The 23,179-nt window shown below is 56.2% G+C and carries 18 protein-coding genes; 9 read left to right on the top strand and 9 right to left on the bottom strand.

Annotated features, from left to right (window positions below; translation table 11 throughout):
- Nucleotides 1-7 precede the first annotated feature (7 nt).
- On the top strand, nt 8-1,048 hold the full coding sequence (locus WC359_05725; protein ID MFA5399915.1) for a hypothetical protein: 1,041 nt from the start codon (nt 8-10) through the stop codon (nt 1,046-1,048).
- Nucleotides 1,049-1,170: 122 nt separating this feature from the next.
- On the opposite strand, the gene WC359_05720 is transcribed toward WC359_05725, so the two are convergent.
- From WC359_05720 to WC359_05710, 3 genes are read right to left on the bottom strand one after another with little or no spacing between them, the layout of a single operon-like run.
- On the bottom strand, nt 1,171-2,418 hold the full coding sequence (locus tag WC359_05720) for a Glu/Leu/Phe/Val dehydrogenase (GenBank protein MFA5399914.1): 1,248 nt from the start codon (nt 2,416-2,418) through the stop codon (nt 1,171-1,173).
- 40 nt (nt 2,419-2,458) lie between these two features.
- Nucleotides 2,459-3,238, bottom strand: a complete 780-nt coding sequence (hisF, locus tag WC359_05715) for an imidazole glycerol phosphate synthase subunit HisF (GenBank protein MFA5399913.1) — start codon at nt 3,236-3,238, stop codon at nt 2,459-2,461.
- Nucleotides 3,235-4,236 (bottom strand): NrpR regulatory domain-containing protein, encoded by a 1,002-nt coding sequence (locus WC359_05710; protein MFA5399912.1) that lies wholly within the window; start codon nt 4,234-4,236, stop codon nt 3,235-3,237. The genes hisF and WC359_05710 overlap by 4 nt, the downstream gene beginning before the upstream one ends.
- A gap of 139 nt (nt 4,237-4,375) precedes the next feature.
- On the opposite strand from WC359_05710, the gene WC359_05705 reads away from it, so the two are divergent.
- Together WC359_05705 and WC359_05700 are read left to right on the top strand one after the other, a co-directional pair.
- The gene (locus WC359_05705) at nt 4,376-5,344 is read left to right on the top strand and encodes an MBL fold metallo-hydrolase (GenBank protein MFA5399911.1); all 969 of its coding nucleotides are present in this window, start codon (nt 4,376-4,378) and stop codon (nt 5,342-5,344) included.
- Nucleotides 5,345-5,411: 67 nt separating this feature from the next.
- Nucleotides 5,412-6,011, top strand: coding sequence for a rhomboid family intramembrane serine protease (locus WC359_05700; protein ID MFA5399910.1), 600 nt, complete (start codon nt 5,412-5,414; stop codon nt 6,009-6,011).
- Between the two features lie 34 nt (nt 6,012-6,045).
- On the opposite strand, the gene WC359_05695 is transcribed toward WC359_05700, so the two are convergent.
- The 3 genes from WC359_05695 to WC359_05685 form a co-directional block, all read right to left on the bottom strand.
- Complete coding sequence (locus WC359_05695; GenBank protein MFA5399909.1) at nt 6,046-8,532, bottom strand: ATP-binding protein; 2,487 nt, start codon at nt 8,530-8,532, stop codon at nt 6,046-6,048.
- 24 nt (nt 8,533-8,556) lie between these two features.
- Entirely contained in the window at nt 8,557-8,847 is a 291-nt protein-coding gene (locus tag WC359_05690; GenBank protein MFA5399908.1) for a hypothetical protein, read from the bottom strand.
- Nucleotides 8,848-8,912: 65 nt separating this feature from the next.
- On the bottom strand, nt 8,913-9,311 hold the full coding sequence (locus tag WC359_05685) for a PaaI family thioesterase (protein MFA5399907.1): 399 nt from the start codon (nt 9,309-9,311) through the stop codon (nt 8,913-8,915).
- 100 nt (nt 9,312-9,411) lie between these two features.
- Between WC359_05685 and WC359_05680 the strand changes: the two genes are divergently transcribed.
- From WC359_05680 to WC359_05670, 3 genes are all read left to right on the top strand, one after another.
- A complete protein-coding gene (locus tag WC359_05680) occupies nt 9,412-13,113 on the top strand; it encodes a hypothetical protein (protein ID MFA5399906.1) in 3,702 nt (1,233 codons plus the stop codon).
- A 98-nt stretch (nt 13,114-13,211) separates the two neighbouring features.
- On the top strand, nt 13,212-14,054 hold the full coding sequence (locus tag WC359_05675; GenBank protein MFA5399905.1) for an ARMT1-like domain-containing protein: 843 nt from the start codon (nt 13,212-13,214) through the stop codon (nt 14,052-14,054).
- Nucleotides 14,055-14,073: 19 nt separating this feature from the next.
- The gene (locus WC359_05670; GenBank protein ID MFA5399904.1) at nt 14,074-15,006 is read left to right on the top strand and encodes a radical SAM protein; all 933 of its coding nucleotides are present in this window, start codon (nt 14,074-14,076) and stop codon (nt 15,004-15,006) included.
- A gap of 8 nt (nt 15,007-15,014) precedes the next feature.
- On the opposite strand, the gene WC359_05665 is transcribed toward WC359_05670, so the two are convergent.
- Nucleotides 15,015-15,707 carry an HAD-IA family hydrolase gene (locus tag WC359_05665; protein MFA5399903.1) on the bottom strand — a complete coding sequence of 231 codons (693 nt, stop codon included), beginning with the start codon at nt 15,705-15,707 and terminating at the stop codon, nt 15,015-15,017.
- An 85-nt stretch (nt 15,708-15,792) separates the two neighbouring features.
- Between WC359_05665 and WC359_05660 the strand changes: the two genes are divergently transcribed.
- Nucleotides 15,793-16,443 (top strand): thymidylate synthase, encoded by a 651-nt coding sequence (locus WC359_05660; GenBank protein MFA5399902.1) that lies wholly within the window; start codon nt 15,793-15,795, stop codon nt 16,441-16,443.
- A 169-nt stretch (nt 16,444-16,612) separates the two neighbouring features.
- Here WC359_05660 and WC359_05655 read toward each other — a convergent pair whose 3' ends face one another.
- Entirely contained in the window at nt 16,613-17,917 is a 1,305-nt protein-coding gene (locus WC359_05655; GenBank protein MFA5399901.1) for an acetyl-CoA hydrolase/transferase C-terminal domain-containing protein, read from the bottom strand.
- A gap of 6 nt (nt 17,918-17,923) precedes the next feature.
- Nucleotides 17,924-19,498, bottom strand: a complete 1,575-nt coding sequence (locus tag WC359_05650; GenBank protein MFA5399900.1) for a triple tyrosine motif-containing protein — start codon at nt 19,496-19,498, stop codon at nt 17,924-17,926.
- A 240-nt stretch (nt 19,499-19,738) separates the two neighbouring features.
- Between WC359_05650 and WC359_05645 the strand changes: the two genes are divergently transcribed.
- Together WC359_05645 and WC359_05640 are read left to right on the top strand one after the other, a co-directional pair.
- Nucleotides 19,739-21,025: a glycine--tRNA ligase gene (locus tag WC359_05645; GenBank protein MFA5399899.1), complete on the top strand. Its 1,287-nt coding sequence runs from the start codon at nt 19,739-19,741 to the stop codon at nt 21,023-21,025.
- Entirely contained in the window at nt 21,025-23,172 is a 2,148-nt protein-coding gene (locus WC359_05640) for a histidine kinase (GenBank protein ID MFA5399898.1), read from the top strand. The genes WC359_05645 and WC359_05640 overlap by 1 nt, the downstream gene beginning before the upstream one ends.
- Nucleotides 23,173-23,179: the final 7 nt, after the last annotated feature.

The following is a 23,179-nucleotide window of genomic DNA, read 5'->3' as shown; positions in this document are numbered from 1 at the left end:
ATAATCCATGGATATTAACAGCTTTCTGCTCACAGAATGTTCAGAGTATTTGTACCACTACGATTGTCAATATCGTGATGTTAGTGAGTTTATCGAGATGGATGCACTTGATGACAGACAGAAAATGGCTGTTGCACTTATTAGAAATATTATGGCAGCTCATGGGAAAGAGCAGCTACTGGACGAGATTACTGGGTTAATAGAGATTGAAAGGGGTATCAGAGAATTAGAGCCATGGGCCAGAGAACATGGTACGCACTCATTACTCACGTTTTTAATCGGAATATATCTCAATGAGCGCTACATTAAGCCAAAATTGGGTAACAAAGTCGACAAGTTACAATGGAAGCTGGCAGGCCTATTCCATGATGTGGGTTATCCGATTGAATATGCGTCCAATATAATTTTTACCTATTTCGAACGAGTTGACATGATAGCAAGAAAAACTGGTGTTAACCGCTGCGCAATGAGGTTGCCGATGGATTTCAGGAGGCTAACGCGATTAACAAATGGCTGGAATAGTCTCAATATAATTCAGACATATTTATATAAATGGGATTTAAAAATCATGGCTAAGAATGAACTTGATAAAATGTGTAGGTCCGATAGAATCAATCATGGCATTGTTAGTTCCTTAACTATTCTCTATTTAATTGACCAGATGTACCAGAAAAATAATAAGAGAAGGGCTTATGAAGATAAATATGTCAATTACAGCAGCATAAACTGGAGCCAAGAATATTTTGATACAGATATTTGCTCAGCGTGTGCTGCAATCTATATTCATAGTCTCCCAAGCAGTAGTTATAATGGTAGTAAAATCGACATAACAAAAGCGCCACTTGCCTTCTTGCTTAAGGTCTCAGATGTATTGCAGGAATGGGAACGACCCTCAAAATTGAACATTAGCGGGTACCCAGCTAATAATTTCGATATCAGCATTGTTGGCGACGAAATACACTTTTTCGCAAACGTAGAGACGAAGAGAAAATTACAAATAGTAGATGAGCTTATTGTAATAGATGGGGAACTAGTAGTGGTTTCATGATTTCTTATTGTTTGATTACTAGGGAGTGGTGTTTTTGTGATCAAAACTGCTAAATGAAAAACACTAAAAAGGGGCGGCTTTAAAGCCGCCCCTTTTTATTACACGTAATATTAAATTAGAGTCTATACCCAGCCGCGCAGCTTCATCGCTTCCACGACGCGCTCCACAGCCCTCACATAAGCCGCCTGCCGCATATTGATCTTGTATTCCTTGTGGGTATCGTAGACCGAATGGTAGGCGGTGGTCATCTTCTCGTCCAGCCTGGAGTAAACCTCTTTCTCCGTCCAGTAATACATGTTGAAGTTCTGCACCATCTCGAAGTAGGACACGGTCACGCCGCCGGCGTTGGCCAGGAAGTCAGGTATAACGTGCACTCCCTTCTTGTAGAGGATATCGTCCGCTTCGGGCGTGGTCGGGCCGTTGGCCAGCTCAACCACGATTTTGGCCTTGATGTCGGCCGCGTTTTTCTCTGTGATGACGTTCTCCATGGCCGAGGGGATAAGTATGTCGACATCAAGCTCGAGTATATCCTCGCTGGTGATCCTGTCGCCGGCCTTGAGGTTGCAGACCGAGGTGGTCTTGGTCTTGACCTTCTGGGCCTCATCGGCGTCGATGCCCGTCTTACAGTAGCAGCCGCCCTGGCTGTCGCAGACGGCTATGATCTTTGCTCCGAACATCTCCTTGGCCAGCCTGGCCGCATAATATCCTGCGTTGCCGAAGCCCTGTACGGCGATGGTCGCCTTGCTCAGATCGATCTTCAGCTCTTTGGCGGCTTCGCGTATGCAGTACATGCCGCCCATGGCCGTGGCGTCGCCGCGTCCCCTGGATCCGCCCAGCGCCAGCGGTTTACCCGTGATAACTCCGAACTGCGATTTGCCGGCCAGGGCCGAATACTCGTCCATGATCCAGGCCATGATCTGGGGTGTGGTATATACGTCCGGCGCCGGCACGTCCCTCTCGGGGCCGATGAACTGGTAGACGGCGCGGGCATAGGCCCTGCTCAGGCGCTCAAGCTCGCCCTCGGACAGCTCCTTGGGGTTGCAAATGATGCCGCCCTTGCCCCCGCCCAGCGGCAGGTCCATCAATGCGCACTTCCATGTCATCCAGGCCGCCAGGGCGCGGACGGTGTCGATGGTCTCGTCCGGGTGGAAACGAATGCCGCCCTTGGTCGGGCCCTTGGCATCATTGTATTGCACGCGGTAGCCCTGGAACACCTTCACGGCGCCATTGTCCATGCGGACCGGCAGCGATACGTGCAGCTCACGTAACGGGTTCTTCAATATATCGGTTACGTCCTGGTCCAGTTTCAGGATGCGCGAACATTTATCCACCTGCTTCCTGACGATTTCAAACGGGTTGATTTGAGACATGCTTCCTCCTCTTGAATTTAAATATAATTGGATTTAACGGCTATTTGGGGAGCGGCTTAACAGGTATCCCCTTGCTCTTCAGGTATTCCTTGACTTCCCTGATGGAGATCTCGCGGAAATGGAAGATGGAAGCCGCCAGCACCGCCGAGGCTTTGCCGTCTACCACCGCCTGGTACAGGTGCTCCAGCGTGCCTGCGCCGCCCGAGGCTGTTACCGGCAGGGAAACGGCCTCCGCCACCGCGCGCGTCATCTCGATGTCGTAGCCTTCCTTGGTGCCGTCCGCGTCCTTGCTGGTGAGCAGTATCTCGCCGGCCCCCAGCTTCTCGATCTTGCGCGCCCAGTCCACGATGTCCAGCCCCGTCGGCTCGTTGCCGCTCTTGATCACCACCTCCAGCCTGGGACGTCCGCTGCCGGAGGGGTTCTTGAGGCCGTCCACGGCCACTACGATGCGATCTCTGCCGAATTCGCGCGCCGCCTGCTTGATCAGGTCGGGGTTGGTGACCGCGGCGGTGTTGATGGACACCTTGTCCACTCCCGAATCAATCAGCGCCTTCATGTCAGCCAGGCTGCCGATGCCGCCGCCAACTGCGAACGGTATGGTTACCTTTTCAACCACCTTGCGCACCCAGTCCAGCCGCGTTTTCCTGTTCTCCACGCTGGCATATATGTCGAGGAAGACCAGTTCATCGGCCCCCTCGCGGCAATAGGCTTCCGCAGCCTCTACCGGGTCGCGGGCATCCCGGATGTCCACGAACTTGACGCCCTTGACCACCCTGCCCTCCCTGATGTCCAGACAGGGTATGACCTTGATCTCTTTCATTGAAGCAACTCCTCGAAACCAACAAGCTCTCTATAATCCACTACGGTGCTCATGGCGTGTGATTCCAACGGTATGCCGGCCTCCGCCACCGCCGCTACCGGATTGAGCCCGCCCAGCAGGACGATGCCCACGCGGTTCAGCTCCACCGCCACCTCGCACACCGCTTCGCTGACCGACCCGAAGACCAGGACGCCGTTAATGCCGGCCCTGGCCAGCCCGGAGATGACGTCATGCGCTATGGGGCGGCAGATGGAAGGTATCTCGCGGAAATTGGCCAGTATATTGCCGCTGCCCGTCTTAACCGTATGTGAGGCCGATGTCATCCCGGCCTTGATAAAAATCTCCGAAGGATCGAGCGAACATCCCGCATAATGTATCAGCTCCACGAAGCGCAGCGGCTCATGGTCCTGCATCTGCAGCAGCCCGCCGAATTTGGAATCCATGGGTATGCCGGCCTTGAGCAGGGTCCCGTTGACCACTATGCTGCAGACCGTGGCCAGCGCGACGCTGTCGGACGGCACGATGAAATCTCCGATCTTCTCACCGGCGCGGCCCACCGCCACCAGCCTGCTCACGGTCAGGCGTGAACCCATCACCGGCTTCATCAGGCGCAGCGCCTTCTGGAAATCGGACTTCCCGAACACGGTGATGTTGACCGGCACCATTCCCGATCGCTTCTCCAGGTCGAAGGAGGTGCGGAAGGCCAGCATCTCGATGCGGGACAGGGCAAAGCCCACCTTGTCCTTGACCATGCCCTGCTTCAATTCCCTCCTCCCCAGCAGTGTGATGAGACGGCCGTCGCGGCGGCCGGCCAGGCTGGTCAGGCCCTGCTCGTCCATCATCTTGAGGTGGTAACGCACCGCCCTCTCACCCAGGTCGATGCCAAGGTCCTTGAGCTTGCGTGCAATAACGATGGAGCCCAGCGGCTCCTCTTCTCCTGCCAATACCTTGAGGATGGACAGGGTCTTTCTTTCCACGTCCTGCGTTTCAAAAGTCATTTTTAAACGGTTATCGGAAACCTATTGCCGTATCATAACAAAACCGATTGGGGGGTGTCAACAGGGTTTCGCAAGGGCGATAATGCCAATTTGCCCGGATACAAGTATAATTAAGCGATTATGTTTAAAAAGGGTTGAAATGATAGAAGATATTTTACCGGGCCTCTACAAAATCGAGTTGCCGCTGCCGAAAAATCCACTCAAGTCGGTCAACTGCTACGTCATCAGGGGCGCCGACAGAAACCTGATTATCGACACGGGCATGAACCGCCCGGAATGCAAGGAAGTGATGATGCCCGCTATACAAAAGCTGGGTATCGATCTCAACAGGACGGACCTGTTCGTTACGCACCTGCACGCGGACCACTTCGGGCTGACGGGCGACCTGGCCACCGAGAGCTCGATCTGCTATTTCGGGCGCGCCGAGACGAAAATAGTCAAAGGCCCGCGCCACTGGGCTGACCTGCTGGACTACTACACGGCCAACGGATTCCCCCTCCAGGTGCTCAAAGAATCGATGGCGAAGCATCCGGGCTACCTCTACAGCCCCAGCCGCCTGGTGGATATCACAGAGGTTGACGACGGGCAGGTCATAGAGGTCGGCGGCTACGCGCTCAGGTGCGTGGAGACGCCCGGCCATTCGCCGGGACATATGTGCCTTTATGATGAAGGCAAAAAGATTCTGTTCTCGGGAGACCACATTCTCTTCGATATCACTCCCAATATAGCCCACTGGCCGGAGATGGGCGATGCCCTGGGAGACTATTTGAACAGCCTTGATAAGGCCGGTACCCTGGATGCCGAGCTGGTGTTGCCGGCGCACCGCAGATCCTGGCATGAGCACAAGCAGCGTATCCAGGAACTGAAGGAGCATCACAGGGTGAGGCTGGAAGAGGCCGTGGCCGCCCTCAAGCAGGGTGACAAGACGGCATATCAGGTCGCGCCGTATATCACGTGGAGAATCGAGGCCAAAGAATGGAAAGATTTTCCTATAGTGCAGCAATGGTTCGCCATGGGGGAGACCATCGCGCACCTGATCTACCTGCTGGAACGGGGAAAAGTCAAGCAATATAATGAGGACGGGCTGACCTACTACACGCCGGCCTGATGCCGATTCTCGTTCCGGTCGTGATAAACTAAATAAGGATAAAAATCATTAATCAGGGTAAATAGATATGTCTAATGTACGTTATCGCACGGGTGAGGGAGAGCTCATCCCCATAATCGTGATCATAATCCTGAACGTGCTGGTATATCTTGGGGTAAACATAGCCGCCTTCACCGGGGGCAATATCATACCTTACCTTGCGCTGTACGGTTCCTGGGGCGGCCTTCTGGCGCGGCCGTGGACACTCGTAACGTACATGTTCACGCAGGCGGATTTCTGGCACCTGCTGACCAATATGCTGACGCTGTATTTTTTCGGCAGCTTCCTCAACCGCATCGCCGGCATGCGCAATTTTCTCATCGTTTACTTTGCCGGCGGCATTGTCGGGGGTCTCTTTGTCCTGGCGTTGTCGTCTCCCTACGCGGCGACCATCGGCGCCTCGGGGGCGGTCTTCGCCCTGGGCGGGGCGCTGGCAATTGTCGCACCGAAAGTCAAAGTGTTTATCTTTCCCATACCGGTGCCCATGCCCCTGTGGATCGCCGTGGTCATCGGCTTCCTCATCCTGCTGCCGTTCTCATTCATATCCTGGCAGGGACACCTGGGCGGGCTGCTCACCGGCCTGCTGGCAGGTCTTTACCTCAGGCACAGGCTTAAAATCACCGTATAAATCCATCTTGCGATGGATTGTCATTCAATCGCGTCTATTGCCAGGCTGCGGAAACCGTGCCGTCCTGTGCACGCCAGTAGGGCAGCCAGGCCAGTCCGACCAGCTTGACCACGATGTCCTTTTTGGCCGGCCGAAGGGATATCTTCTGCAGCTCTTCAGTGGCCGGATCGGTCTTGGCGGCGAGTTCGTCCATCTCGGCCTTGAACTCAGCTTCCAACTCTTCCAGCGTCTGCTGATGCGTTGCCACGCTCTCCCTGGCGCGGTTCACGTCATCCTTCTCCTTGAAGATACGTCCGGCGCTTTTGGCGGTGGTGGCCGCTTTGCCAACGGTGCCGGCGCCGAAGCCCTTGCCCAGGAATGCTCCCAACAGCGTGGAGCCAACGTTGATCACGGTCTGCATCTGCTGCTGCTTCTGCTGCTCGGCCTCGCGGTCCACCGCCTGCTGCGCTTTACGGATCCTCTCTTCCAGCGTGTTTATCTTGGCCTGGTATTTCTTCTTGAGTTTATCAATCATGTCGTCGCGCTGTTCCCTGGCGCTCTGGCCCAGCCTTATCCTGAAGTCCCTCTCCGACTCTCCGGGCCTGGAAACCTGTTTGTAGGTCGGGCTCTTAAATAGCTCGTATTTCTTGCTGCCGTAAAGCCAGGTAGTGAACTCCTTGCTCCAGCCATCATAGCTGCGCGCCTTGCCTGCCACTGCCGGCAAGGTCCCGAACTGGGCGCCCTCGCGGGGCGCTTTCTCCAGGTCGGAGATGCTGAAACCGGCATCGCGGGCGTTGTCCCAATTGACCGGTATGGGATCATCTGTGATATCAGTAGTTGCGGCGGTATCATCCGTCATATCCACTCCGGACCTGGCATCTATGAAATGCACCTGCGCCACGCCGAGTACGGACGGCCTGTATAAAAGCGCGTTTCCAGACTGGCTGCCCCGGGCCGGTACAAAGTACTGTGATACGTCGGGAGGGATTACGGGACGTCCCGACGGCATAGCCGCCTGCCTCGCCGGCGCTGCCGCACCTGATGCCTGCCCGGGTGTAGGTGCTGTGAATGCGGGCGACTGAGAGGCGGTTGCCTGCGCGGCAGGCGCAGGCGCTTTGGGCATCTGGGCCTTTACCGGGTCCATCAGCGTCTTAATCTGTGTGCGGGTGAGTGGTCCCCTCAGGTATGACATAGCCCAGCGGGTCTCGAATATCGTCGCCTCGTCGTCGTGGACGTTGTTCATGAGGAAGACGCGGTTGCCCAGGCCGGCCAGCGTCTGCTCCATGGCCTGGCGGTCGAATTTCGCCCCCTGGCTTGCTGACGCGCCCTCGAGCCCTTCCAGCACACGTGCCTTGTCACGCTCGGTCTGCAGCCGGCCCAGCAGCCATGTTCCTGTGTTGGAAAGCCCCTTGTAGTCGAGGTCTACCGGGTTCTGAGTGGCCAGCAGTATCCCCACGCCGAAGGCGCGGGCCTGTTTGAGCAGTGTCAGCAGGGGCTGTTTGGAAGGAGGATTGGCCACCGGCGGGAAATAGCCGAAGATCTCGTCCATGTAGACCATGGCGCGCAGGCTGGTGGTGCCCGGTTGCTGGCGCATCCATGCCAGTACCTGGTTGAGCAGCAGGGAGACGAAGAACATGCGCTCGGCGTCGCCGAGATGCGCGATGGAGAAGATCGACATGCGCGGCTTGCCCGACGGGCCGTAGAGCATCTGCCCGATGTCCAGCGCCTCGCCCTCCAGCCAGGCGTTGAAGCCCGGCGCAGCCAGCAGGTTATTGATCAGCATGGCCAGTTCAAACCTGTCCTTAGCAGGGTAGAACGAGTCGAGATCGATGACGCCGATCCTGCTGACGGGAGGTGTCTGTACCTGCTGTATGAGGGCTGCCAGGTCGAGATCGATGCCCTGCCTCCAGGCGTTATCCAGTATGGTCGAAATCAATATATGTTCCCTGCTCTTGATGGGGTCCGCATCCTTGCCCACCAGCCCCAGAAGGCTGGTGACCGTGGAATTAATCCTGTCCCTCAGCAGTTCGTTATCCTCGATCAGGGCTGCCGGAGGTGCGGCAAACGATTTCAATATGGAGACGGGGATCCCCGCCGTGCTGCCGGGCGTGTAAATCACGAAGTCAGCCGCCTGCTTGAGCTTGGCGATGCGGTCACCGCTCTCGCCCCAGGAGGCCAGCCCGTTCTTCCACAGATCGGCCTGTTTGGCCGCGAAATCCTGCGGCGTAAGGCCCTTGCGGCGCGCATCGTCCTCGTTAATCCATGGCAGGAAATCCTCCGCTCTCAACTGGGGAAAGGTCAACATCATGTTGGGCATGTCGCCTTTGGGGTCTATGATAATGGCAGGTATGCCGTCCAGGGCCGCCTCCTCAAGAATAGATATACACAGGCCCGTTTTGCCGCTGCCGGTCATGCCCACGCAAACACCGTGCGTTACAAGGTCCTTGGAATCGTAAAGTACCAGGTTTTCGCCCGATTTCTTTTGGGCCATGTCATATTCCCTGCCGATGTAGAACACCCCCAGTTTCTCAAAGTCTTCCATCCTAATACCCCCTGCCTTTATTTGCTATGCCTTGCCCTCATCTGAGATATCGCCTCCGCCGCTTTGCACCCGGCGCTGTCGCTGCTGCTCCTGCTCCAGATATTCCATGGCGAATTCGCTGAATTTGATCACCCTGCCGTTCCTGACGCGCTTCTCCGGCTGCTCGATGTAGATATTGAACATCTCGTCCAGGTCGATATCCACGCACAGGTCCAGCACCACTTTCTTGCCCCACTCAAAACCTTCGCGGAAAGGGTTTTTATCGTGGTACTCGGGCTTGTGTATTTCGGTAAACAGTATCTTTACCTTACGCATATTTAAACCGTTACCTGTTAATAATAAGATGTCGCCGTTTAGTTGCGCAAGCCCGTCGCGGGGCTCTAAATCAGAGGGATGGTGGTGCCGGTGGCCGTGGCGATAAGCTGTCCCTCCCGGTTCATAACCTTGATCTCGGAGATGCATACCCGCTTGCCGCTCTTCATAACGCGGCACTCCGCCGTCAGTTCGTCCTCCACACCGACCGCTGCTATGAAATGGATATTGAATTGCGATGCAACGTTGGGATTGATCACCGAGTTGGTGGCGTAGGCGAAAGCCTGGTCCGCCACCGACGAGATAATGCCGCCGAAGATCATACCGTTGAAATTGATATATTCGGGCTTCATCGGCATGGACACACGGGCATACCCCGGGGACAGCTCCAGCAACCTCATTCCCAGGAACCCCGCAACCGGCTCATTTTTACCGTGCTCAAGCAGGCGTTTCAATGTATCAGGCATATTTTATAACATATCCTTAATAATTCATTTAACTATCGGCTTGTGCTATTATAGTACACGTTTTGCTAGGTCGGGGATACTGGAGACTGGCCAACCGCGTATGAAAAAAACAAAACCCGGCAAGTTGTTCATATTCTGTATACTGGCTGCAGTTGTAACTCTGCTGCAGTCAGGCCTTTTGAATCCGTACCGCTCGGATGCTGATCCCGGCGTAATGCGCTGGGATACTGTCAGTACGCCCAATTCGGTCGCCAATAGAAATGACGTTCTGAATCCTTATATCGGCGGCAGTTTCACGGGCAGCGAGATACGCGACATTGCTGTCGCCCATGACGGCAAGACACTGCTGGCTGCAGTCACGGTGGATAACAGGACGGTCACTGCGACCAACACCCCCGGTCCGCTGGGAGTTCTCTATAATACGGCCAACAGCGGCATATCCTGGACCACTTCAGCATATAGAATGCTGGCGGGCAATGCAGCATGGGCCGCCGATAAACATGTTTACCAGGTAGCTGTCGCGCCCGACGATGCCAAAATCTGGGCGATTACAGCCGGCACACAGGCCACGGGACCGGTCGAGCTCTGGGTAACCACCGACGGCGGGGCAGCATGGAACAATGCCGGCGCCCCGGCCATGGCGGCTGCCGGCGAAGCCATCGGGGCCCTGGATATATCCATGGATTACGGGACCGGCCGCGATTACGCGATCGGCACGCGCAGCGGAGCTGGGAACGGCAGGCTGTTTATCATGAGGGGCGCAGGCTTCGGCTCGTGGATGCAGCAGCAGGCCCCCGCAGCCAACATCGATTATTTCGCCCTAAAATTCTCGCCGACTTACAACGGGGACAACGCTGTTGTTATGATCTATGCCGATGTTAACCGTACCAACTACAATATCGGTTTACGTGATATGAGCAGCAACTCCATACTGTCCTACGTTTTCCCTGGAGCAGGCGTGGAAGTTGCAACTACGGCTAACGTCTCCCCTTCTTACGATAACCTGGGTGTCGCGGACCTGAGCCTCCCTTCCGATTACAGCGGCATGTCGCCCTCGCTCAGGCGCGCCTTCGTCAGCCTGTATGCCCCCTTTCCCGATGCGGCCAATGTAACAGGTGTATTCAGGATCGATAACGAGGTGCCGGCCGCCATTTACGGTTCTACGTTGGCCTATCGTCAGGTATACAGCATCGCCTTTTTCGGGACCTACTCAAGCGGTAAACTGCTGGCGGGTTTCGCCTTCGGGTCACCCTGCAATGCGATGGTGCCTACTTTGTTTATGGATACGCCCTGCGCGTGCGCCGGCTCCTGCGGTTATGTGTCTCTCAAGCCGCCCACCGGCGCCGGCAACCAGGGCAACTGCGGCAGCGATAATGCAACGGTGTGCAGCGACAATCTGACGGGCGTCGGCGCCGCCCTGGTGGCCTGGAATCCCAATGGGTCGCTGGCCTATGCCGCCACCGGATCGGGCATCATCGGCGACAACGCCGTATGGTGGGACTCGCCGGCAATAGTCATACCGGGCGGGTCGCCCAGTCCCTGGATATCCACCCGGATACCCAATGACGAGTCGGCTTTCTCCATCAGCCGCAACAATGGTGACACCTGGAACCAGCTCTCACTGATCGATACCACCATCGACTGGTTCAACGATGTGGCCGTGTCGGCCGACTGTACAACGATATATTTGGCCTCTGTGCACAGAGATGCGGGCGTCGGCTGCAATGAATTCGACAGCGTATGGCGATCAACCATCAGCCCGGGTGTGGCCGCCCCTCTTCCTGCCGTGGCGCCCCTGGGCACCTACTGGGAGAGGGTCTTCCTGCATACCACTTCGGTCTGCTGCCGTGTGCCGCAGACCGACCTGCCTCTCCTGCGCACGGTACAATCCTGCACAGACTCATCCGACGGAGGTGTGGTGGCCTGGGCCGCAAGGTTCGCGCCGTCTTCGACTTCGGGATCCGGGGTAATGGCGTGGTCACCCGATTATGGGGACTACTGGGCTGCCGTTGCTCCCCGGTATTTAGTGGAGGACTTTACATTCGATTCCAGCAGGGTGATATATGTTGCCGGGGTCACCGGCATGGTGCAAAAACTGGTGTATACCGGCACCGCCTGGTCCACCAACCTGGCCGGGGCCAATACTTACGTGACACCGCATACTATCGTAGCGCGGGATGGCAAAGTGCTGGTGGGGGCCAACTGGGGTTCCACACTGACCGGAACGTCTTTGTCCTACTCCGCCGACAGCGGTGTGAATTTCTACAGATACCTGGATGATATGCCCGTCAAAGGCAATGTCCATGCCATATTCGATACTGATTTCCAGAATAATAACTTTATTTATGCTGCTGTTGGCGATAACGTGACGGGCACCGTCTACCGCAATACCGCACCCGCTTTCACACGCTGGAGCGACAACGATATGATGGACTCGACCAACGGCGCGGATGGTCCCAATTGGTGGGGTGGGGCAGCGGTTCCGGGCGACCCGCCGCACCTGGTGGGTTACTACGGCATCGCAATGGCCTTCACGGGCAGTCCGCAGCCGGCCATTTACGCGGTACACGATAACATTTCGACTTCGCTGGCACCGGCGCCCGGAGGTTTGCCCTCGAACAGCGGCGTATGCCGTACACTGGAGCCGCGCAATGGTATGCCCAAGCCCGGTATTTACTGGGACTGCCTGGACATCTTTCAGCCCTCTTCACAGTGCTATGTGCATTTCACGCTGGAGCCGAGCGCTCTCAAAGCCTGTGGCTGCTGCTCACCCAATACCAATACATCCCTGTGGGCGATCGATAACCAGTCCGGATTCAGCCTGGATAATACAGTGATCCCTTTCACAGGTGATATAAACGCTTTTATCGCAGCCCTGGCAGGCCTGCTCAGGGGCCGCTATATGCAGGACCCCGGCTACGATCCTGACAACAGGCGGGGCATGTTGTGGGTATATACTGATTGCCTGGCCAAGAAGGGGCCTGCGCTGCGCGCGCCTGCCGACGGCGCGCTGGTGGGGGCCGATCCGGTGACGGGGCGCAACCAGCAAATCGACCTGTCATGGGAACAGCTTTGCCTTTCCACCGTTTACGAACTGCAGGTTGCCAAGGATAAGCTCTTTACGTTGAGAGTCGATCCGGCCATATCCAACGCCCAAAATATCCAGGCGGTCACGGGCTCGATCCGGGCCGCTATGGATGAGTCCAACATGACCAGTCCGGGCATCTGGCTTGCGCCGGCGGCATTGCCCGAGGCCGGTGCGATTTATTACTGGAGGGTACGTTCCTACCGCTCGGCCACCACGCAGATCGCAGCCAGCCCCTGGTCGGATGCGCGCAGCTTCACTGTTAAACCCGGATTCATTGTTAACTCGCCTTACTATGGTGTGCAGTTGCTGGCTCCCGACAACGGATGCATGGCCTGCAAGGTCAGGCCTTCATCTTTCTCCTGGTCGCCCTGGAAGGAGGCCACCCGCTATGAATTCCAGATGTCGGCAGATTCCGAATTCACGCAGGTTATAATACAGGTCAGCACTTCTTCAACAGGATATGAATATAGCGGGACGCTGGACTACGACACCAATTACTTCTGGAGAGTGAGGGCAACCGAGGTCAACGGCCAGCCGATTACCAGTGATTGGAGCGCAAACTTCAGCTTCCGCACCGAAGAGGCGCCTCCTGTGCCAGATACGGCAACAACGGGACAGGAGACACCGCTGTGGGTCTGGATCGTTATCGGGATCGGTACCTTGCTGGTCATCGTGACCCTGATTCTTATCCTCAGGACCCGCAGGCAGTTCTGAGTATGTATTTCAATTTCGGGCGGGTTTAAAAACCCGCCCCTGCATTTATTACCTGTAGGGGCGTACCTTCAGGTGCGCCCGCAATAGCGATAATAGTTGTGAAAGTATCCACGGAATGCCATGACTGTCTGATGAGGCTGGCCCACCAGGCGTCCGGCTTTGCCACCGACGATCCCGTCCTGAGGGAGGATTCGAAGCGCGCCGCCGGGGAGCTGATCAGGGACAAATTGAAGCCCGGCATCGTATCTATTGAAGTTGCCGCCCCGTTGCACCACCTCATCAAGCAGGTAACGGGAAACCATGACCCTTATCGAAAGTTCAAGGACATCGAGATCAGCGAGGCCCGCAAGCTGTTTGCCCTGGTACAGGACAGCTACAAGGAGAATTTCGTTGATTATCTCAGGCTGGCGGCGCAGGGCAATGCCATGGATTTCTTCAGGCCGATCGGGGAATTGGAGAAAGAGGTCAGGGAAAACGGGTTGCAGTTCGCGATCGACGATTCGGCGCTGCTGGAAGGCCGGGTCAGGAGCTCAAGCCTTGTGCTGTACCTGGCTGATAACAGCGGGGAAGTGTTTTTCGATATGCCGCTGCTCAATTTGATGCGCAGATACGCAAGGACCATATACGTGGTGAAGGAGTTGCCGGTACAGAACGATGTCACCATCGCCGATATCCGCAAAGCCGGCCTGCAGCAGGAGGCCGGGGAGGTGATAACCACGGGAACCGCTACGCCGGGGGTCCTGTTTGAGCTGGCCTCTGAGGAGTTCAAGCAGGCTTTCGCTGCGGCCGATTTTATTTTCGCTAAGGGCATGGGTTATTATGAAACCCTTGATGAACTGGACCCCCAGGGTAAAATTTTCTTCTGCCTCAAGGCCAAGTGCGGCCCTGTAGCCAGGTCGCTGGGTGTGCCGCTCAACAGCTACGTGGCGAAATTACATTGATATTGAGCGGGATCAAAATATGAGATTTGAACGGCCGGAGATTATCAGACCTCCCAGCGAGCATGCCAGCTACTACCTGCCACTCACGTCAGGCTGCTCCAACAATACCTGCGCTTTCTGCGCATTTTCCTTCACCAATCTGGGTATACGCGACCTTCAGGATGTTAAAAGCGAGATCGACGCCATGTCCCTCTATATGAACTCCCGTATGGCGCTGCCGGGCCAGCCCGACATCGTCTATGCCATCCTGCGCCGCTGGGACGGCAGGCGCGTCTTTTTACAGGACGGGGACGCGCTGGTTTATCCCTATCCCAAACTTGTGGAAGCGCTGCAATACCTGAACGGCAAATTCCCCTCTCTGGAGCGTATAGCCTGCTATGCCACACCCCAGGACGTGCTCAGGCGCAGCGTGGCAGAGCTGAAGGCACTGAGAGAGCTCAAGCTGGGCATACTCTATATGGGTGTGGAAAGCGGCGACGACGAGGTTCTAAGCAGGATCAAAAAGGGAGCCACGCATACCGAGATGGTGGAAGCTGCGGCCAAGGTAAGGGAGGCGGGTATACTTCTGTCGGTGACCGTGATACTCGGCCTGGGCGGCGTGCAGGGCAGCCGGCGGCACGCCATGGAGACGGCGCGCATTTTAACGGAGATGGATCCCGATTATGCGGGCGCGCTTACTCTGACGCTGATACCCGGCACACCGCTTTACCTTGAGTGGGAGAAAGGAAATTTCGAGCTTATAACGCCCTTCGATTCCCTGATGGAGTTGAGGACTATTGTCGAACATGCCGCGTTCTCGGACTGCTTCTTCAGCTCCATGCATGCCTCCAATTACTTCGCCATACGCGGGAGCATGCCCGGGGACAAAGGTAAAATGCTGGCCCAGCTCGATGCGATCCTTGCGAAAAAAGACCCCGCACTGCTGCGGCCGGAGTACTTAAGGGGCCTGTGAGAAGCGGTTTATATATGATCAAGCACGCGGGAAAGGTCGGAGATCACAATACAATCGTATGAAGCAAGGCCGTTGCGGCTGATCAGTATGGGTTTCATGCCCACTCCCCTGGCGCCCACGATATCCTGTTCATAGACGTCGCCGATAAACACGGACTCGTCCGACCTGACCCCCGCTCGGTCCAGCGCCAGCTGGAAGATCTCCGGCCTGGGCTTATCGAAGCCGACCTCGAAAGAGGTGACCTTGTAATCGAGATAGGGCTCAAATCCAAGCTCCCGGCAGTACGAGTCGATCTCCTGTCCGACATTGGAGATGAGGCCGGTTATCATTTTTTTCTCCTTGACCAGCTTTAACGCGGGCACGGAATCGGGGAACGATTTGAAAACCCAGCCCCTGCTGAAGGCCGTGGCCAGCATCTGCAATGCCTGCTCCGGCGTTGCACCCGTCCCGGCCAGTATCCTCGAACCGTACTCTTTGTAAACCGCCACCTTGTCATCCTGCTCGCGCCGGCGTACAGGTTGTTTGAAATTCTCAGCGCGCCAGTAGGCGTCGGCCTCGGGCAATGCGGCTGTAATCATGTCCGCCGAGGCCTTTATTCCCAGGCCTATCGCAATTTCCGAGTATGTTTGCTCGCGTGGAGGATCGAAATAGGCCAGCGTGTTGAAGAAATCGAAAAAGACAGCTTTGATCATTGCAGTCATAAATTATGATGTTTGAAGGCGTATGATGTCAATCTCATCCGCCTTGACAGACGTTGTGTTACTTGCTTATGATGCTACGGACAAAATGAAACTTACCATTATCGATGCATTGAGCCTGGGCGACGCCTGGTACCAGTGCCTGCAGAAAGCCCTGACAGAAGGCCGTGAGTACAAGATCGAGCAGGGCAGCTTCGAAGGCATGCGCCGCAAGGAGATCGAGCTCGTCGCCATAAATATCAGCAAGCCCGGCATACGTCCGCTCAGCCCGGACGTGCCGACCGGCGTTCCCCTGCCCACCACCGACGAGGTGATCGAGGAGTACATGTCCTACCTGATGACCCCGGACAGGCAGGAGAACGAGGAATACACCTATGGTGAGTTCCTGTCGCCGCAGATCGATGAGGTAATCCGCCGTTACCGCAAGGGCTTCGACACTAACCAGATGTGCATGTGCGTGGGCAATGAAAAGAGCCTTCACCAGGCCGACCCGCCCTGCCTGCGCCTGGTGGACACGCGCGTGCAGGACGGCGCCCTGCACTTCATACTCTATTTCCGGTCGTGGGACCTGTGGGGAGGCATGCCCACCAACCTGGGCGGCCTGCAGACGCTCAAGGAATATATGGCGGGCGAGATCGGTGTTGAGGACGGCGAGATACACGCCTTCAGCAAGGGGCTGCACCTCTACGAGCATGCCTGGGACCTGGCCAAAATGGTCCTGAGAATGCCGCTGGAATAGAAGCCTTCTCTTGAGAACCTTTCAGTATCGACTGAAAAGACTATTTAAGACTCCATGTATCGCGTCCTTGGATTTATCAGGATGCGGCACAGGAGTTGGGATGAAGATACTCGCTCTGAATTTCAGCTATAGAGGCGACAGGGGTTACTTCCGGGTGCTTATCGGCAGGCTACAGCAGGTACATATCTTCAGCCGCCCTCAGTAACCGCTCCCTGAAATCCGGGTGCGCCAGGCCGATGATGCCCAGCGCCCGTTCCCGCGTAGACTTGCCCTTGAGGTTGACCGAGCCGAACTCGGTGACCAGGTACTGCACGTCCATGCGCGGTATGGACACCGCCGTGCCGGACCTGAGCAGCGGCACGATGCGTGAGACGGTGCCCTTGCGCGCAGTGGAGGTAAAGGCCTGTATCGACTTGCCTCCGCGGGAGTTGAAAGCCCCGCGGACGAAATCGAGCTGCCCGCCTGTGCCGCTGAATTGCGATCCGGCCATGTGCTCTGCGTTGCACTGCCCGATCAGGTCCAGCTCAAGTATCGTATTGACGGCTATCATGTTGTCGTTGCCGGCGATCACGTCCGGGTTCTCGACGTACGAGGCGGGATGGATCTCCATGCTGGGATTGTCGTGAATGAAGTCGTACAACCGCCTGTCGCCCTGCGCCACTATAAAAACATGCTTGCGCGTGTGCAGATTTTTCTTCCTGCCGTTGACCACGCCCCGCTCGATGAGATCGACCATGGCGGATGTAAAAACGCCGCTGTGAATGCCTATATCCCTGTGTCCGGACAGGCAGTGCCCTATGGCGTTGGGTATACCGCCGATACCAAGCGCTATGGTTGCATCGTCCGGTATCATTTCAGCGATGCAGCGGCCTATTGTCTCGTCAACGGGTCCGGGTTCCGGTGGTTTAATCTCCAATAGGGGCACGTGGTTCTCTACAATAATGTCGACCTCCGATATGTGCAGCAGATTATCCCCCAGCACGCGCGGCATGTTCTCATTGACCTCGACTATCAAGGTCCTGCAGGCGCGCGCGGCCGTCCCGGTGTAATCGTTTACGGCGCCGAAGGTGAAATATCCGTATTTATCCATGGGCGAAACCGTGGTCATCATGACACTGATATCCATGTGCTCCCGCATCAACCTGGGTATCTGGTGGATATGTGTCGGCACGTAGTAGCTCAGGCCGATCTTATGCCGTGACCGGTCGGCCTCAGTCACAAACCAGGAGTTCGATTCTATACAGTCGGATAAGTCAGGAGAAAGGACCGTGCGAGCGGCATGCTGCATGGGCAGGCTGGAGAATACTCTTAATCCAGTTAGTTCTCCCGCTCTGGCGCGGTCGGCCAAGGCGGTGAGAAGTGCAGGAGGCTCTGCCACGCTCGATCCGTGGACGATGGTATCTCCGCTATTGATGCGGGTAACTGCATCCTGCGGCGTGGTTAGTTTGCGCAGGTACTGACTGTTTACACGCATAAAGGCCTACTGGTTCCAGGTCGCGCCGTTATTCAGGCTGTGCGAGAAAGCGCTCTCCGTCCCGCTGGTACCCGCGTATGCGGCGATGCCGTCAGTCGACCATTTTACAATGGCATTTCGCGATCCCGTAGGCGCCTTCTGGCTGGGCAGCCAGACCGGGTACATGGAGGTTGGATTGGACGTGAAATATGTCTGTATCTGGTAGCAGCCGCCCGTCTGGCACTTCACGGCGCCCGCCAGCAGCTTGCCGCCCGAGATGCGTCCGTGATACGCAATGGAAGCGATCGCTTCGGGAGCATTCATGCGGTAGACCTGGTAATCAGACACCTGATAGATATCCCGTCCCGGATTATTTTTATTCCACGAGGCAAAGGCCCTGCGGGAAAATGCATTGCTGCCGCTGTAGTCGGAGGGCAGGGCTATATCGGCATGGTTGAGCGGCTCTCCGGCCTGTCCGATAACTACGGGATAGCCCGTCCAGGAGTTCCATGTTATGGAGTTTGAACCGGTGTCACGTACGCCGGCATAGAGATAGGTTTTTGCCGCGCTGGAGGTAACCAGCAGCAGGGTGCCGTCGGAGCCGTAGGACGGTGAATAGCTGATGGCGGCTACGTCAACTCCACCTCCGTCGGGAGGCGCCCAGCCGGGCATGCTGCTGCCCGCATCGAACCACCCTCCTGAAAAACCGGCGAGAATATTAATCAGCACGCTTCCCCCGGCGGCCCCATTCCAGGTTCCAACAGCCAGTTCGCGCCTCGGTGATCCGTAGCCCGGCGATATGGCTATGCATCTGACCGCCTGGCCGGCCCCCAGGTGTGAGGTTATCTCCGTGCCCTGGAAAGTGGCGCCTCCGTCCGTTGAGATATGGACCTGGCTGCCGCCCGCCGTGACCACGGCTAAAAAGCCGGGATCGTCAGGCGCTACGGCCAGGTCTATCCATGGCGCGCCGGCGCCCAGACCTGCGGATATGTCTCTCCATGCGACTCCCGCCGAGGTGGAGCGGTACAGGCGCGAGCTGGTGGAATCGAGCGCGTAAACGGTTGATCCGTCCCCGGCCACTGCAATGCGGCTGACGTCCGCGCCGATCAACAGCAGCCCCCCATCGACGCCCGGCGCCGAGGGCAGGGCCTGCACCTGAGGTGGGACAACTCCTGAGACGATAAAGGACAGGCTGGGAGTCGCAGGATCGATATTGCCGTTGATGTCCTGCGTCTTTACGTAAAATTTATAGCTTCCGTTGGGCAGGTTGCTGAAAGAACGCGATGTATCCGATAGAAAAGGTGTGTAGTCCTGGTCCAGGCCATCCAGAAACGTGGCGTACATAAAGTTGGAGGGCTCCACCGAGGAGAGACCGCTTCCCCATTTGAACGTCACCGTGTTGTAGTTGATGGTGCCCACAGGCCCTTCGAGGATAACGGTATGAAAGCGTGGGCTGGCGACGGAAGGGAGAATGGGAGGAGCAGGTGAGGTCGGCAGGGCCGGTGGCTGCGACGGCTGAGTGTAGCAGCCGGCCTGGGGACAGATTAATATAGCTGAAGATAAAAGGACAAATGCCGCTGTTTTCAAACATCTGATGAGCATGACTAATCACTGCCTCAACGGTCTAATTATACAGCCTGCCGGCCGATGCGGCCCAATGATTGATTTCCTATTTTGACTGTATCTGCATTTGCCCCTATAATCAAGTGCGTATGCCGCTTGAAGCTAATCTCAATTGCCGCCCCGATTAACCTGCCCGCCCGGTCAGGCAATGGTATAATTTAGCAGCCTTTGGTATCTCATCAGGAGGATTATGTGCCGGAAGATAATATGAAAGTCAACATGGAGAAGATTGTCTCGCTGTGTAAAAGGCGTGGCTTTGTTTTCCAGAGCAGTGAGATATACGGCGGCCTGGGAAGCTGCTGGGACTATGGTCCGCTGGGTGTAGAGCTCAAGAAAAATATCAAGGACTACTGGTGGAAGAAGGTGGTGCAGGAACGTGATGATATGGTGGGCCTTGACGCCAGCATCATGATGCACCCGCAGGTATGGGTGGCCAGCGGTCATGTGGCGGGCTTCTCCGACCCTCTGGTCGAGTGCAAGAGCTGTAAGCACAGGTTCCGCTCCACCGATATCGACACATCCGCCTGCCCGGATTGCGGCGGCGCCCTGTCCGAACCACGCATGTTTAACCTCATGTTCAAGACCTTTATGGGCCCCGTCGAGGATGCCGCCAATATAGTATACCTGCGGCCGGAAACCGCGCAGGCGCAGTTCGTTAATTTCGATAACGTGCAGTCCACAACCCGGAAAAAGCTGCCTTTCGGCATCGCCCAGGTCGGGAAATCCTTCCGCAACGAGATCACCACGGGCAATTTTATCTTCCGTACGCGGGAGTTCGAGCAGATGGAGATCGAGTACTTCGTCAAACCCGGCACCGACGGAGAGTGGTTCGATTACTGGGTCAATGAGAGGCTTAACTACTACGTGGGGCTGGGTATAAAAAAGGAGAACCTCAGGCTCAGACAGCACGATAAAGAGGAGCTGGCTCATTATGCCAGGGGTTGCTTCGACGTTGATTATAATTTCCCCATCGGCTGGTCGGAGATCGAGGGCATCGCCAACCGCGGCGATTTCGACTTGACTCAGCACTCCAAGTTCAGCGGCAAGACGCTGGACTATTTCGATGAGGAGAAGAACGAACGCTACATTCCTTACGTTATCGAGCCATCCTCGGGCGTGGACCGCACGCTGCTGGCCGTTCTCTGCGATGCCTACGATGAGGAGATGGCCGACAAGGAATTGCGTGTGGTACTGCGCATCAATCCCCGGATAGCCCCGGTGAAGGTGGCTATTTTGCCGCTCAGCCGTAACGCCAAATTGCTTCCGTTGTCGAAAGAAGTCTCAGCATTGCTGAGGCCGCATTTTATGGCGCAGTACGATGATGCGCAGAGTATCGGCAGGCGCTATAGAAGGCAGGACGAGATAGGCACGCCCTATTGCGTGACCATCGACTTCCAATCGCTGGAGGATAACCAGGTAACCATCCGTGAGCGTGACAGCATGCAGCAGTCCAGAGTGCCTGTGCCGGAACTTGTTGAGATTTTGAAAGACAAATTTGGATTGTAATGGGTAAGAAAAGCACAGATGAAAAAAAGCAGGCCAAGGTGGTCAGCCGGATCGAGAAGATCAGGATCCGTTTCGGCATCCGTGACAAGATTCTCATATCGTTCCTGGCCCTTTCACTGATCTCCGTGGGATTTATCAGTTCCCTGGCTCTGAGATATATCGGCTCGGTGGGTGCGCTGACCAAGGAGTATAGCGTCTCTATGGGCGAAACAGTCATGTCCGTCTCCATTGCGGCGCTCGAGGACCAGGGAAGGCGGACCATTTACCAGAAGGCTTCCGATGTGGCAAAGGAGATATATTTCTATTTACAGCTCCATCCCAATCTGGATCGTACCGCACTTGCGCAAAATCAGGAGTTGAGCACCATCGCGGTTCAGAAGGTGGGCAGGATGGGGAATACCAGGGTCTACGATAAGACGGGAAAGGTCATATTCGCCGCAAATCCCAGCATCGTAGGGGCAAACCTGCGCCAGCTTGGCGGGGAGCCATCGTATTATTCGTCTATTTTCGAGCGCAGCCTGCTGGGGGAGGATGCCTCGGGTTACTATAAATACAAGGCACCTACCGATACCGAGGAAAGAATCAAGTATATGTACACGGTGCCGGTCGAGTCATCCGACCTGATCGTGGCTGCCAATACTTACCTGGACGAGTTCTCCTCGGCGGCTGAAGAGACCAAGGCAAGGATCGCGTCGGCCGTGGATGAGATGAGCGACCAGGTCGACAAACAGGCCAGGGAAGCCGAGTTGATCTTTATTGCCGTAATTGTGGCCATGGTAGTGGTGGTGTCGGGTGTCTCATTCCTGCTTTCTGAGACGATCACGCGGCCTATTATGGCGTTGACTAAAGGCTCGGAACATATCGCCAACGGCGAACTCAATTACAAGTTCAACGTTAATACAGGGGACGAAATGCAGGTGCTGGCCGAACAGTTCAACGTGATGACCAATGCTTTAAGCGAGTCGTATACCAACCTCGAGCAGAAGGTTATCGAACGTACCGAAAAGGAGAGACAGAGGGCGGAGCAGCTCCGCACCATTAACGAGGTCAGCCGCAAAATCAGCTCCATCGTCAATCTGGATGAGCTGCTGGCATATGTGGGCAATCTGCTGCGCCAGACCTTTCATTTTCATAACGTCAATATCTTTCTGTTTGAGCCGAGCTCGGGCAAACTGATGCTCAAGACCCTGCATTTCAGCGGACAGAAAAATGTGATACCTGTGGGCGTGCCGCTGGAGATGGACGAGGAGGGCATAATCGGCAAGGCTGCCCATACCGGAGAATATGTGCTGGTCAGCGACCTCAAGCTGGAGCCCGGCTACAGGAAGCAGGAGGGTACGGGTGAGACAATGTCCGAGCTGGCCGTGCCCGTGCGTATGGGCGGCAGGGTACTGGGCGTGCTGGATATCGAAAGTACTGAAGTGGACGGTTTCGATGAGGCGGATGTGTTTACAGCGCAGACGCTGGCCGATCAGCTGGCTGTGGCTATCGATAATGCGCGGCTTTATCAGGAAATGAAGTCCATGGCCGTCACGGAGGAACGCAATCGCATGGCCCGCGAGATACACGATACGCTGGCCCAGGGATTCACCGGCATTATCCTGCAGCTTGAAGCCACCGAGCAGGCACTGGGCGACACCAGTGAAGATGTACAGAAACACCTGAACCAGGCGCGCAGCCTGGCCCGCAAAAGTCTGGCCGAGGCTCGCAGATCAGTGTGGAATTTAAGCCCGCAGGCGCTGGAACAGCTCAAGCTGGATGAGGCCATTCAGCATGAGGTGGAAAGGTTCCGCCATGATAACGGCATAGGGGCCGGTTTCGCACTGTACGGGGATAAGCGCGAGATACCCCCTGATACCGGGACCGCCATATTCCGTATCTGCCAGGAAGCGCTGGCCAATGTGGCCAAACACGCACAGGCGACGCATGTGGATGTTTCGCTTAGTTTTGAGGGCAAAGGAGTCACGCTGACGGTCAAGGATAACGGCGTAGGCTTTGAGCCGGGGCCTGAAGGCAAGATCGGGAAAGCGGGAGGCTTCGGATTGATCAGCATGAGGGAAAGGGCGCAGGGTCAGAATGGAAAATTTGAAGTGCAGAGCAGTAAGGGTGAGGGGACCGTTATCAGGGTGTCGATCCCTCTGTCGTAGGAGGTGC

Source organism: Dehalococcoidia bacterium (assembly GCA_041653995.1).
Taxonomy (GTDB): domain Bacteria; phylum Chloroflexota; class Dehalococcoidia; order GIF9; family UBA5629; genus CAIMUM01.
This window is presented reverse-complemented; position numbering and strand designations above follow the sequence as displayed.

Bases quoted from the DNA above. Each gene is read 5' to 3' on its own strand.
- WC359_05640 (MFA5399898.1), top strand. From the start codon at position 21,025: ATGGGTAAGAAAAGCACAGATGAAAAAAAGCAGGCCAAGGTGGTCAGC.
- WC359_05710 (MFA5399912.1), bottom strand. From the start codon at position 4,236: ATGACTTTTGAAACGCAGGACGTGGAAAGAAAGACCCTGTCCATCCTC.
- WC359_05660 (MFA5399902.1), top strand. From the start codon at position 15,793: ATGAAACTTACCATTATCGATGCATTGAGCCTGGGCGACGCCTGGTAC.
- WC359_05720 (MFA5399914.1), bottom strand. From the start codon at position 2,418: ATGTCTCAAATCAACCCGTTTGAAATCGTCAGGAAGCAGGTGGATAAA.
- WC359_05680 (MFA5399906.1), top strand. From the start codon at position 9,412: ATGAAAAAAACAAAACCCGGCAAGTTGTTCATATTCTGTATACTGGCT.
- WC359_05725 (MFA5399915.1), top strand. From the start codon at position 8: ATGGATATTAACAGCTTTCTGCTCACAGAATGTTCAGAGTATTTGTAC.
- WC359_05670 (MFA5399904.1), top strand. From the start codon at position 14,074: ATGAGATTTGAACGGCCGGAGATTATCAGACCTCCCAGCGAGCATGCC.
- WC359_05685 (MFA5399907.1), bottom strand. From the start codon at position 9,311: ATGCCTGATACATTGAAACGCCTGCTTGAGCACGGTAAAAATGAGCCG.
- WC359_05645 (MFA5399899.1), top strand. From the start codon at position 19,739: ATGGAGAAGATTGTCTCGCTGTGTAAAAGGCGTGGCTTTGTTTTCCAG.
- WC359_05695 (MFA5399909.1), bottom strand. From the start codon at position 8,532: ATGGAAGACTTTGAGAAACTGGGGGTGTTCTACATCGGCAGGGAATAT.
- WC359_05705 (MFA5399911.1), top strand. From the start codon at position 4,376: ATGATAGAAGATATTTTACCGGGCCTCTACAAAATCGAGTTGCCGCTG.
- WC359_05650 (MFA5399900.1), bottom strand. From the start codon at position 19,498: ATGCTCATCAGATGTTTGAAAACAGCGGCATTTGTCCTTTTATCTTCA.
- WC359_05690 (MFA5399908.1), bottom strand. From the start codon at position 8,847: ATGCGTAAGGTAAAGATACTGTTTACCGAAATACACAAGCCCGAGTAC.
- hisF (MFA5399913.1), bottom strand. From the start codon at position 3,238: ATGAAAGAGATCAAGGTCATACCCTGTCTGGACATCAGGGAGGGCAGG.
- WC359_05700 (MFA5399910.1), top strand. From the start codon at position 5,412: ATGTCTAATGTACGTTATCGCACGGGTGAGGGAGAGCTCATCCCCATA.
- WC359_05655 (MFA5399901.1), bottom strand. From the start codon at position 17,917: ATGCGTGTAAACAGTCAGTACCTGCGCAAACTAACCACGCCGCAGGAT.
- WC359_05665 (MFA5399903.1), bottom strand. From the start codon at position 15,707: ATGACTGCAATGATCAAAGCTGTCTTTTTCGATTTCTTCAACACGCTG.